Raw genomic sequence first — 12,024 nt, 5'->3', positions numbered from 1 at the left:
GGTAAATTCAATTTTCTATCACTTTGTAGACTAATTGTTTCGCTATGAAATGATGGCACTGGAATTAATATGCTCTTTTTAAAGAGTTTTGCATTACAATCAGTCTACTTTGTATGTAGATGACTACATCAGATAAAATATTGGGAAAAGGAAGTTTATATGGACGGCTTATCCGCGCTGGGAGAAAAGCTCAAAAGTACTCGCAATAAAATGGGCCTGAGCCTAAGTGAAGTTTCTTCCATGACCGGTGTGAGTAAAACCATGCTTAGTCAGATAGAGCGTGCAGAGTCAATGCCGACAATCGCGATTGTCTGGAAAATCGCCAATGGTATGAAAATTAAACTTGATACATTATTGGACAATTCAAGCAAGCTTTACGATGTAAAAAGCATTGATGATAAAATGTCTATTAAAGATGATGATGGCCGCATGATCATCTACAGCATATTTCCATTTTCTCCGATGAGCGGATTCGAGGTCTTTTATGGTGTATTCAAGCCTGGTTGTAACTATTCCAATGCTAATCATATGAACAGCAGCACTGAACAGCTATTTGTTTCTCAAGGAACGCTGGAATTAATTGTAGGAAAAAGTACTTACCACATCAAAGCAGGGAGCTCGATCTCATTTGACTCCAAAGAAGACCACACTTATGTAAATTCCGGTGATATAGATGCAAATGTACTCATAATAGTTAACTATGAATAAATGTGATTAAAAAATAAATTGATAAGAGGAGATTAGCGACTCCTCTTTGTCTGCCCATTGTTTGTGGTGCCTAGTTTGAGTCTCTATTCATAGTTAACGATGATGTGAACCGAGGCATCCTTATCACCTGAGTTTATATAGGTATGATCTTCTTTAGAGTCGAAGGCAATCGCACAGCCCTCTTTGATATGATATGTCTTCTTTCCAACGACTAATTCAATTTTCCCTTGAGATACAAATATTTGCTCGGTAGTACTGTTTTTATGGTTCGATTTAGCATAATTACATCCTGGCTTCAAGATTCCGTAGAAAACTTCAAAACCACTCGTCGGAGAAAATGGAAATATACTGTAAATCAATATCCGATCATCATCATCCCTCAAAGGAATCATGTCATCGATATCTTTGACTTCATATAATTTACCTGAAGAATTTAACAGCGTTTCTAGTTTTATCCTTAGACCGTTAGCAATTTTCCAAACAGTAGCAATTGTCGGCATTGACTCCGCACGCTCTATCTGACTAAGCATGGTTTTGCTCACACCGGTCATGGAAGAAACCTCACTTAAACTTAAACCCATCTTATTTCTGGTATGTTTAAGAGTGTCTCCCATTGCGGAAATATCATCCATATTCTTACAACCTATTTTTCCTGACGCGATTATATATACATAATTTTTATTATTAAGCTTGAATTGCCGCGCAATAATAGATCCCGAAACCTAATTTCGCAACACGATTAAAAAGAGACTTATCAAAGGAGAATAATCTCCATTCAGACCAATTATGCAAAGACTAAAGAGGATTGATGACCTGCATAATTCATATCTAGCGCACATTTCAACAGAAAAAAAACGGTCATTTTTTGCGCTGAGTCTCGTTATCTGCAGTTGTAAATTGACACCAACAAACAACAGGCGTTCACTGTAAAGGACATTTGGTCGTTATAACGGACGACTAGTTTAATTCATTTTTTATGATACAGCGTTAATAGGTCTTTGTACAAACAAAGGTAGAAGATGAACTGGTTGAATGACGTTTTTAAGGAGAAACTTATGGGTAATAGAAAAATGAGTGTAGGTAAACAAACTACGTTCATCGGTGCTCTACTTGCTTATCTAATAGGCTCAGGATTTGCCACTGGTCAGGAAACTATGCAGTTCTTTTCTGGTTGGGGTTCGATCTGGGCTTGCTTATTAGTTGGCGTTATCACCTTCTTTATGATGTATCTGGCCTACGGCGCTTATGCTTATGCCGGTCGAACACGAGGATATGATGATGTTTCAGAAATATTTAGACTATATGCAGGATCTGCGGGTGGTAAAGTCTTTGAAGCATTTGCATGGTCGTTTAACGCCAGTTGTTATATGTTCATGGTTTCGGGTTTTGGTAACGTATTACACCAACAATGGGGGATACCTATCGCGATCGGCAGTGCTATCGCTGTAATAATCTCCGTCATTACTGCCGCCGCCGGACTGAATAGAATGATCGATATTATCGGTAGGATTGGACCGGTTATTGTAGGGTTCACTATTGTTGTCGGTGTTATCTCGGCGTTTACTTACTACCCCCTTATTAGTGACGGAAATACCGCCATTAATAGCGGTACGGTCGAAGTCACACGAGCAGGTGCAAACCCAATATTAGCTGGGCTTTCTTTCGGAGGGTGCTGCTTACTACTTGTGTCCGCGATGGTAGGTCGTATGGGCTCAGAACTGCGCGAGTATGACATTAAATACACCCATATTATTCTTAGCCTTGCCGCATTTATTTTTGTCTTTGGTTCTATTGTTATGGGGCTCAATCACATAGGCAACATCGAAAACTCAGTGTCCGCCGCCATCCCTAATCTACTGCTTGCAAACAACATTTTCGGAGCAGTCGGTGGGCTATTCGCTATCATTATTCTTGTCGCAGTTTACAGTACGCTCTGCCCTATTATCTGGACTTGTGTTTCGATGTTTATTAAGGACGAAAACAGCCTTAAATATAAACTAACCTGCGTAATTGTTGGTACTGCAGTCTACTTTGTTACTCTTTATGTCCCTTATCAGACACTTCTCAATTATATCATGACCTATTTTGGCTACTCAGGCGCCATTGTCTGCGGGGTTGTTGTCGTTCGCTATTACATGATTAAAGCAAGAGATGAAAAGGAAAATACGTCTGAATCTAAACAACTTATTTAATTGTCGCACTCCATTTATACGTGGGATTTATTCACTACCACACGGTGGGACAACAAAAACGTTCAGGACAACTGATTTTTTAAACAACACTAGAAAGGCTATGAAATGGCAATTATTACCATAATTGGTGCTGGTAACGGTGCTCACGCATTGGCTGCCGATTGTAAACTTGGCGGTGCCGAAGTCAGAATGTACGAGTTCACAAGGTTCAATAATAAAGTAAAAGGTATTGTGAATAGCAGAAGAGTTCGCTTTGAAGGTATCGAAAAAAACCATGATAACTTTGAACGCAATGGTACAGCAGTTCTGGATATGGTCACTTATGACATGAAGGAAGCGGTACAAGGTTCTAATCACATTTTGGTTTCAGTACAAGCTCAAGGGTTTCAGTCCATTTTTAAAGAACTGGCACCTCTACTGGAAGACGGACAAACAGTCAGCATCTTCCCGGACAACTTCGGAAGTTTAATTCTTCGTCGAATAATGAATGAACAAGGACTCAATACCAACGTCATTATCGCAGGATATTCATCATTGGTTTACGGTGCCCGATTGACGGACTTTAATAATCTGGAAACAGAAACAGATGTTGTGAATGTAATGTATCGTGAAAATGAAATTAGAGTGGATACATTACCTTCAGTCGACTTCGAAACATATCTTTCCGCCAGTAAAGAAATTCCAGCACTGGATGCAACGACATTGGTTCAGGGTGATACCGCGTTAGATATTGGCCTATCAAATGTCAATGTTCTCTTACATGTTCCTGCCGTGGTACTCAATACAGGAACGATAGAGAACTGGGGCATTATCCCTAATATTGGAAGCCACGATACGATATATGACATTTACGCTCACGGTGTTTCACCGGCTGTAGGCCGAGTACAATACGCTTTTTATCAGGAGCAAGTCGCCATCGCAGAAGCTTTTGGCGTCGGAATAACACCTGTTGAAGAAGATGTACTTCAGTCTCGAATGGGGCTAATCGGTCAGATGATGTTTGGTGAGGATTTCCGCCTTCCATTTTCTGAACCTTTAGATCAATCTACATGGCTTCCAGCTCCAAAGGGGGCGCGTTTCCCATTGGATTCAAGATATATCACAGAAGATGTTCCAGTGGGATGCAATGGTGCCATTGGCTTTGCCGAGCTCCTGCAAGTAAAAACGCCAATCATTCGTGCAATGACCGACTTATCTAATCTCTTGTTGGAAACTAATTACTATGAAACAGGCTATAGCATGAAAGACTTTGGCCTAGAAAATATGACTGCAACAGACGTCGTTGGATACATGCGTACAGGAAGGTAAATGTAACGTTTTTTTATCCACAAAGTCCTTTATATTGAACGTTGGTTCGCTATGCCGAATTTTGTTACTAGTAACCCGGAATAGCATATAAGGATTCTTCATCGGGGAAGTATCATCTCCCTAAAATTACATAATATCTATTTTGAAAATTAACTGGAGTTAGTTATGGAAAAAAATGCATTTGTTAAGGTTCTTGAAGCTGAGCTTATCCCCGCACTGGGATGTACCGAGCCAGTCGCATTCGCGCTTACTGCAGCAACAGCCCGAAAGTATGCCCCTGGTGAAATTAAACGTATTTCTATGGAAGGCTCAGGTCTTATGGTCATTGGAGTACAATCCGTCGGAATTCCAAATACTGGCGGTAAATGTGGTGGTTTCTTATCCACGCTTCTAGGGGTACTTGCTGGTGATGCAGATCTAGATATGGAAGTACTGAGTAAGGTAACGGATACCGATGTTAAGGCAGCTGAAGAGCTTATTGAACAACTTGTCGCCGCCCAAAAACTTGACCTTGATATGGTTACTCCTGCCCCGTCTATCTATTTAAAGATAACGATAGAGACCGACCAACATACCGCCTCTGTAAGCCTTTGGAATGAACATAATGGCATCAAATTTATTGAACAAGATGGGAAAGTACTACTTGGCAACCGCGAGGAAGAAAAAGAAGCATTAGCGAACCAAGAAACCATCCCCGTAGATACCTCTTTCTTGTCAGTAGAAACCATCTATGACTTCTGTTCGAGCTGCGACATTAGCGACCTTGATCATATCAAAACAGCGATTGAGCTAACACGTGGTATCTGTAAGGACGGCCTAGATAACGAATACGGTCTACAGGTGGCTCGCACTCTACAACAGAAAATCGACCAAGGCTTAATTGCTGATGACGAAATAACTCATGTTCTCAAGTGGACCGTTGCAGGTTTAGATGCACGTATGGGAGGCAGTGGCTATACAGCAATGAGCAACACAGGAAGCGGTAATCAAGGTATCATTTCCAGCATGGCACCTATCGCAGCTGCCGATTTTCGTAAGTGTAGCGAAGAAGAAATGATTCGTGCTGTGGCCATGTCTAACCTTGTGAACATCTACCTTGACTACAAATCCAACGAGTACGCGCATTTATCACCAATGTGTTATTGCTCTGGTGTTGCGACGGCTTCCGCAGCAAGTGGTGTTGCATTTTTACGCGGTGCTACAAAGGAACAGATCTCCGACATGATACGAACATCTTTAGGTAATCTGGCTGGTGTAATTTGTGATGGTGCAAAACCAAGTTGTGCATTTAGATCATACACCGGTTTGAGTGGTGCCTTACAAGCAATGCTAATGGCCGAAAGAGGGCTCAGCTCAAGCGACGTTGAAGGTATTGTCAATAAGAGCGTAGATGGCACTATTGAGAATATATACCGTTTACAAAAAGAGTGTATGTCCAATACGGATGCATTTGTTTTCAAAGTTAAAAGAAAACAAGGCACTATCTGTTAGATAGCAAACTCGTTAAGATCCAAAAAAGACACACCAACATTTGCTGGTGTGTCTTTTCATTAGTGATAACTCGTTAACGACGTTATCAATTCGTGGTAAACGTTGCCTAGTGTTGGTTGATACGCTCAGCTATAAATTGTGCTTTTGCACCATACACAATCTGTATTCCGTTTGAGCCAACCTTAATAACGCCCATTGCTCCGATATCTGATAATCCTTTTTCATTAATTAAGGAGGTATCTTTAACTTCAAGGCGAAGCCTCGTGATACAAGATGTGACGGACATTAGGTTGTCGTGGCCACCGACGAAATCAAGCGTTAATTTGGTAAGCTGTTCATCACTTAGGGTGACTTCTTCTTTTATTTCGTCAGTACGACCTGGTGTTTGCACATCAAATTTTCGAATCACAAGACGGAATACGAAGTAATACATAATAGCCATCGGTACGCCAACTATCGCTGCCGCGAGGTAGTTAGTTTCGAATCCATTAAATGAAGGAATGATACCCAAAGTAATATAATCGATTAACCCAGCAGAAAATGATTTGGCTAGATGAGCGTCAAGTAAATACATAAACATGTATGCAAAACCGGTACTGACGGCATTAAAAATATAGAGCAGTGGGGATACAAAGATAAAGGTGAATTCGACAGGTTCAGTTATACCTGTGATAAAGCAAGTCAGGGCAGCGGAAAATAGGATACCAGCCGCGTATTTTCTGTTTTGAGTTTTTGCTTCATGATACATCGCTAGACATGCTGCTGGTAAAGCAAATAGCATGAGAGGGAACTCACCCTGCATGAATTTCCCTGCACCTTGATAGGTATCAGAGTTAAAGTCTTTTACACCTTCCGCAAACATTTTGAACCAAATTGTCTGATCACCATTAATGACAGCCCCTGCTTCATTCGTATATTCACCAAATGAAAACCAGAATGAAGGATACCAAATGTGATGAAGACCAAGAGGAATCAGCGCCCTTTCTGTGAAACCAAAAATGAAGGTAGAAAGTGCTTGGTTATCACCATTTACGATATTTGATAATGCATCAATCCCTGCCTGAACATGCATCCATATACTCGGTAGAATAAGGCCAAGTAAGAAAGCACTGACTGCGGTAACAATAGGGACAAACCTCTTTCCAGAAAAGAAACCGAGAAAAGCAGGGAGCTGGATTTGATGGAAACGATTATACATAGTTGCCGCAAGAATACCGGCAATTAATCCACCAAAAACACCCATCTGAAGGCTAGGTATACCTAACACCAAGGCGTAAGCTCCTCCTGCGAGCGCCATTTCTTGAGTTACCCCGGCATGAACACCAATTGTCATGTTCATAACCAGCATCGCGACGACGGCGGCTAATCCTGCAATACCAGATTCTTTCGTTAGACCTACTGCGGCGCCAACGGCAAATAATAAAGGTAGATTGCTAAAAATAACATCACCAGCACCAACCATTAACGGAATATCTAATTTGTCCCCGAACGCCAACAATAGCCCAGCGGCTGGCAATATCGAGATAGGTAGCATTAGCGCACGACCAACGGTTGAGAGCTTTGTTATGCCTTTCTTAAGAATAGAGAATAAAGACGTGCTTTGTTTCGGCAACGTCGAAATTTTTGTGCTCATAAGAATACCTCATAGCTATGTTATATATAGAAGATGAATCTCTTCCATATATAAGCTACAGAGTTTGGTATCGCTTAAGGTTAAATAATGTTGGCTTTTTGTAAGTGTTCTATTACAAACGAATACACCTAATCGTTTCCAGAGCGGCTACTTGATATAGCAATTAATCGAGAGATCAACTGCTCAGGCGTTTTCGTAGAATCGTTAAAGAAGCGATAAAGCTCCTCAATTATGGCGTTCTGAACAATAGGAGCGACGGCCATCGAGTCAGTCATACTAGGCACTAGAGCCTCGTTTCTTTCCGATAGATCGAAGTCTCGTCGAGATTGTTGCGAACAGATATTGAAGTCATTTAGTGGTATATCTCCTCGGGCAGGAATGGACCCTTTCTTTTTACTAAATTCTTCCTGAAATAAAGCGCTAGACAACGTTTTACCAAGACCATCAGTATCTGATTTTTGAAACCCAAAACTCTGGTTAAATATTACAAAGCTATCCATATTGTATATATAAACCCCCTCAGTTTGAGGCGATACAAAGCAAGAAATATGATCGGGTATTTGCGCGTCATCAGAGATTAATTCACCTATAACCCAATCACCCAATATTTGGAAAGCAGCTTCATTATTTATTAACTCATTGGTTGCTTCATCCCAACGTTGCTTAGTCAGGCTACCTTTAGTGATATCTCCTATTTGACGAAACACATTAAGAATATCGACCATTTCTTGACTATTTAGTGCTTCAGGAGACATCTCTACTAACGCTTTTTGATAGTAATCTTGTCCTCCAATTCCAAGGGCAATATTTTCAAACAGCATAGATATCTGCCATGGTGAGTTCCCCAACGCGAGCGGTTTAACTTCTTTTGTTTTGAGAACTTTTAACGCCGCAATAAACTCCGACCACGTTTGTGGTACCTCTAATCCCGCCTTCGCCAATACCAAGTTATTAACCCACATCCAATTTACGCGATGGATCGTAATGGGCACAGCAACATAATGCCCCTCAAACTTATTGATGCTTCGTGCCGTGGGCAGCATTACTTCATCCCACTTTTCAACTTGAGCGACGGTGTCTAATGAGGATAAAAAACCCAGTTTAGCCCATGATTTAATCGCCATGCCTTCAATTTGTGCAAGCGTTGGCGGATTTCCGGCTATCGCTCTTGCTTGCAATACCGCCATAGCGGTATCGCCACCGCCCCCTTTGACCGGTGTACTCTTCCATATATGGTCTTGAGCGACTAATGCATCTTCCATCACTTTTAGCGCCGCGACTTCTCCCTTTGATGTCCACCAGTGAAGGAATTCTACTTCCTTAGATTGCGACTCAAAACTGAGTAGCGCGATACAAATCATTAATAATTTCATTCTTAATCTCTACTTAGTGTTAAGCAGACCTCAAAAGTTTGACTTTCTGGTTGGTTAATGAGTACGACATCTCCACCGTGGGCCCTAGCGATACTCCGTGCGATGGTTAAACCTAACCCACTGCCACTGCTGTCAGAGGCGTCTCTAAAATAGGGTTCAAATACCTTCTCCGTTAGTTTTTTATCGATTCCCGGCCCTTTATCAACAAATGAAATAACTACTTTTTCGGGGCTATCTTTCACTGTAATTGAAACGGATTTTCCATATTTAATGCCGTTATCTACGAGGTTCTGAATACAGCGTTTAATGGCTAAAGGTTTGCCGTAATACAGTTTTATATTGGGCCCATATACCGTTACCTTTTTTGCATAACGATTATATAGTTCTGTACTCATTCCCAGTATCTCTATTATGTTTATCGCCTCAATTTCTTCATGGATATCCGTATCCCGAATACACTGAAGCGCCCCCTTTACCATCAAATCAATTTCATTTGTGAGTTTTTCAAATTTCGCTCGTGTATCGTCGTCATCTAGCATTTCTGTCCGCAATTTTAAACACGCTAATGGCGTTTTTAGATCATGCGAAATAGCGCCAAATAACATTTCTCGTTCTCGTAAATACGATTTCACACGACGATTCATTTTGTTAAAAGCGTGCACCGCGGCCTTAAGTTCCGAACTTCCTTCTTCCTTAACTTCAGGAATAGAAAGCTTGTTACCCATTAACGTTGCGGCTTTTGCAAGGTTCTTGATTGGTCTGAGTTCTGAACGAACAACAAGCCAGGTAAAAACAAGCAGTATGATGGCGGACAATGCCAAAAAGAAAAGCTGCTTACTGTCCATAAAGGAACTTTCAAGATTGACATAAGGGGCTGGTAATACCGCCGCCAAATAGAACCATTCTTGCGGTGACACTTCAATTTGAATAACCAATATCGGCGGACTAATTTCACCAAAAGATAAGCTATAGTGAGCCCAAAGTAGTGGTAACTCGTCTATGCTGATGCCGGTACTAAATACCTTAAGTTCCTCTCTGGTAGTAAACTCAACAACAATGTTATTGTCGCTACCAAGCTCCTGATTCAATATCCTTTTCGCTTCATTTAGTACGAGTTGTTTTCTTGAAGAATCCGCTATTGGGACGACCGGTAGTTCCCGGTTATTTAGCGATACGAAGAATCGCGTACCTCCCATACTTCTCAATTGATCGAGTACGAGATGCCGGTAATCCAAAGGAAGTGTACTAAAAAAAGAGATAGTGGATGATGCACTTAACACTAAGCTGCGTACCGTGCTTTTTAATCCCTGCTCTTCATTCTCAGAGCTGTGAGAGAACCATATTAAACCGGCAAGTAATTGTGATGCGATGATAACAATGAGTAGCATAGTGCTGGTACGTGCGGCTAAAGACTGAGGGACAAACCTCTTAAATTTCATGCAACGTTTCCACCGCTAGCATATAACCTTTATTACGAACGGTGATGATGGTGTTTCTCTGTTTATCATCTAAGTGATGGCGTAACCGACTGATCTGCACATCAATCCCTCTTTCTAGCGGTTCAGAATCTCGCCCCCATATAGCCTGTGCAATAGCGTCTCTAGAAAGTATCTCATTGGGCTGACGTAAAAAAAGAGCAAGTAGAGAAAAGTCCGCACCAGAAAGCTGTTTTGCTGGTTTATCATGACACAATAATTGGCGAGTTATTGTATCTAGCGTCCAACCAGAAAAGGTGACTTTTCTAGCAAATGGGGCTTCTGGGCTGTGGGTCGCCCGCCTCAAGATAGCTTTTATTCTCGCGAGAAGCTCTCGAGGGCTAAACGATTTGGTGATATAGTCATCGGCGCCCATTTCTAATCCTGCAACACGATCAGCCTCTTCTGTTACTGCTGTTAGCATGATAATTGGCACACTAGAGTTACGTCGAATTTGTGAACACAACGTAAATCCATCATCTCCAGGCATCATGATATCCAGTATGATCAAATTCGGTTCATGGGTTTCGAGTATCCGCCACATATCTTCACCATCGCTAGCAGTGAGTACAGTGAAGTTGCTACGCCCCAGATATTCACTAAGGGCATCTCTTAATTCTTTATTATCATCGACGACCAATATAGTTTTATTGTTCAATTCTAAGCGCCTTTACTTAATAACGATTTCAATGATAATTTCGATCTTAACTATGTATCCATTTGACAAAAATCACAATAGTCGCGTTCTCTATTTGACCATTTTTCCTTGTTATTTTTGTAAGTAACCACTTACAAATTAATTACCAATAGCAACCTTCGCCAATACCCAATGATTTAATATCCATCGTGATCAATTTACGGACAACACTAATAATTATCGAGTTTGCACAGATATCAAACAAATCGTTATTAACTAATTAAATTAAAAGGTTGAAAGGTACAAACATGAGGCTGATTCCGCTTGAAAGTAGTTCAAATGTGGGTATTTGGAGTGCTCACCACATAGCAAAAAGAATAAAAGCATTTGAGCCAACAAAGGGCAATCCATTTGTACTTGGATTACCGACTGGTAGTACACCATTGTCGACCTACCAAGAGTTGGTAAAACTGCACAAACAAGGAGAGATTAGTTTCAAAAACGTGGTTACTTTTAATATGGATGAATACGTAGGAATTAACCCTGAACATCCCGAATCTTATCGTTCTTTTATGTATAAGCATTTTTTTGACCATATCGATATCCAAGAAAAAAATATCAACCTTCTTAATGGTAATGCCAAAGATTTAGTCAAAGAATGTCAGGATTATGAAGAAAAAATAGTGTCGTATGGAAAAATACATTTGTTCATGGGTGGTGTGGGTAGTGATGGGCATATTGCCTTTAATGAACCCGCGTCTTCTCTTTCATCTCGAACACGAGTAAAAGTGCTCACTGAGGAAACTCGTCGAGCAAACTCTCGGTTTTTTAACCATGCGATCGATCAGGTGCCAAAAAACGCGATGACGATCGGTGTCGGAACGCTACTCGATGCAAAAGAAGTGATGATACTTGCCATTGGTCATGGTAAGTCGCAAGCCGTGCAAGCCGCTGTTGAAGGTGCAATAAACCACCTTTGGACGGTAAGTGCACTTCAACTGCACCCAAAAGCTGTCATTGTCTGTGATGAAGAAGCCACTTATGATCTCAAAGTAAAAACCTTGAAATATTTCACAGAATTAGAACAGAACAACGTAAGATAGCGCCTAATTAACCGTTTCCTTTACGACCACACTTATTCCCTCACAATCCTGTATTTAGTGTGGTCGTATGCCAAACACACATTTTTCCACCTTTGTACCTGGCA

The 12,024-nt window shown here is 41.0% G+C and carries 10 protein-coding genes; 5 read left to right on the top strand and 5 right to left on the bottom strand.

Annotation, left to right across the window (positions count from 1 at the left end):
- Positions 1-159 precede the first annotated feature (159 nt).
- Complete coding sequence (locus L3V77_RS05235) at positions 160-708, top strand: XRE family transcriptional regulator (RefSeq protein ID WP_275136050.1); 549 nt, start codon at positions 160-162, stop codon at positions 706-708.
- Between the two features lie 83 nt (positions 709-791).
- Here L3V77_RS05235 and L3V77_RS05230 read toward each other — a convergent pair whose 3' ends face one another.
- Positions 792-1,340 carry an XRE family transcriptional regulator gene (locus tag L3V77_RS05230; RefSeq protein ID WP_275136049.1) on the bottom strand — a complete coding sequence of 183 codons (549 nt, stop codon included), beginning with the start codon at positions 1,338-1,340 and terminating at the stop codon, positions 792-794.
- A 423-nt stretch (positions 1,341-1,763) separates the two neighbouring features.
- Here L3V77_RS05230 and L3V77_RS05225 point away from each other — a divergent pair, with 423 nt between their 5' ends.
- The 3 genes from L3V77_RS05225 to L3V77_RS05215 all read left to right on the top strand — a co-directional run bounded on the left by L3V77_RS05225 (position 1,764) and on the right by L3V77_RS05215 (position 5,699).
- On the top strand, positions 1,764-2,900 hold the full coding sequence (locus L3V77_RS05225; RefSeq protein ID WP_275136048.1) for a hypothetical protein: 1,137 nt from the start codon (positions 1,764-1,766) through the stop codon (positions 2,898-2,900).
- Positions 2,901-3,005: 105 nt separating this feature from the next.
- A complete protein-coding gene (locus L3V77_RS05220) occupies positions 3,006-4,208 on the top strand; it encodes an NAD/NADP-dependent octopine/nopaline dehydrogenase family protein (RefSeq protein ID WP_275136047.1) in 1,203 nt (400 codons plus the stop codon).
- 165 nt (positions 4,209-4,373) lie between these two features.
- Positions 4,374-5,699: an L-serine ammonia-lyase, iron-sulfur-dependent, subunit alpha gene (locus L3V77_RS05215; protein WP_275136046.1), complete on the top strand. Its 1,326-nt coding sequence runs from the start codon at positions 4,374-4,376 to the stop codon at positions 5,697-5,699.
- Positions 5,700-5,805: 106 nt separating this feature from the next.
- Here L3V77_RS05215 and L3V77_RS05210 read toward each other — a convergent pair whose 3' ends face one another.
- The 4 genes from L3V77_RS05210 to L3V77_RS05195 form a co-directional block, all read right to left on the bottom strand.
- Positions 5,806-7,332, bottom strand: a complete 1,527-nt coding sequence (locus L3V77_RS05210) for a PTS transporter subunit EIIC (protein WP_275136045.1) — start codon at positions 7,330-7,332, stop codon at positions 5,806-5,808.
- Positions 7,333-7,460: 128 nt separating this feature from the next.
- Positions 7,461-8,705 carry an ABC transporter substrate-binding protein gene (locus L3V77_RS05205; protein ID WP_275136044.1) on the bottom strand — a complete coding sequence of 415 codons (1,245 nt, stop codon included), beginning with the start codon at positions 8,703-8,705 and terminating at the stop codon, positions 7,461-7,463.
- 2 nt (positions 8,706-8,707) lie between these two features.
- Positions 8,708-10,144: an ATP-binding protein gene (locus L3V77_RS05200; RefSeq protein WP_275136043.1), complete on the bottom strand. Its 1,437-nt coding sequence runs from the start codon at positions 10,142-10,144 to the stop codon at positions 8,708-8,710.
- On the bottom strand, positions 10,134-10,838 hold the full coding sequence (locus L3V77_RS05195; protein WP_275136042.1) for a response regulator transcription factor: 705 nt from the start codon (positions 10,836-10,838) through the stop codon (positions 10,134-10,136). The genes L3V77_RS05200 and L3V77_RS05195 overlap by 11 nt, the downstream gene beginning before the upstream one ends.
- 287 nt (positions 10,839-11,125) lie before the next feature.
- Here L3V77_RS05195 and nagB point away from each other — a divergent pair, with 287 nt between their 5' ends.
- Positions 11,126-11,920, top strand: a complete 795-nt coding sequence (gene nagB / locus L3V77_RS05190; RefSeq protein WP_275136041.1) for a glucosamine-6-phosphate deaminase — start codon at positions 11,126-11,128, stop codon at positions 11,918-11,920.
- Positions 11,921-12,024: the final 104 nt, after the last annotated feature.

Source organism: Vibrio sp. DW001, assembly GCF_029016285.1.
Classification (GTDB): Bacteria; Pseudomonadota; Gammaproteobacteria; order Enterobacterales; family Vibrionaceae; genus Vibrio.
The sequence above is the reverse complement of the archived record's forward strand: the minus strand, read 5'-3'. Positions and strand labels throughout refer to the sequence as shown.

Coding starts and splice junctions, on each gene's coding strand:
- L3V77_RS05200 (WP_275136043.1), bottom strand. CDS start 10,144: ATGAAATTTAAGAGGTTTGTCCCTCAGTCTTTAGCCGCACGTACCAGC.
- L3V77_RS05205 (WP_275136044.1), bottom strand. CDS start 8,705: ATGAAATTATTAATGATTTGTATCGCGCTACTCAGTTTTGAGTCGCAA.
- L3V77_RS05220 (WP_275136047.1), top strand. CDS start 3,006: ATGGCAATTATTACCATAATTGGTGCTGGTAACGGTGCTCACGCATTG.
- L3V77_RS05235 (WP_275136050.1), top strand. CDS start 160: ATGGACGGCTTATCCGCGCTGGGAGAAAAGCTCAAAAGTACTCGCAAT.
- L3V77_RS05210 (WP_275136045.1), bottom strand. CDS start 7,332: ATGAGCACAAAAATTTCGACGTTGCCGAAACAAAGCACGTCTTTATTC.
- L3V77_RS05230 (WP_275136049.1), bottom strand. CDS start 1,340: ATGGATGATATTTCCGCAATGGGAGACACTCTTAAACATACCAGAAAT.
- L3V77_RS05225 (WP_275136048.1), top strand. CDS start 1,764: ATGGGTAATAGAAAAATGAGTGTAGGTAAACAAACTACGTTCATCGGT.
- L3V77_RS05215 (WP_275136046.1), top strand. CDS start 4,374: ATGGAAAAAAATGCATTTGTTAAGGTTCTTGAAGCTGAGCTTATCCCC.
- nagB (WP_275136041.1), top strand. CDS start 11,126: ATGAGGCTGATTCCGCTTGAAAGTAGTTCAAATGTGGGTATTTGGAGT.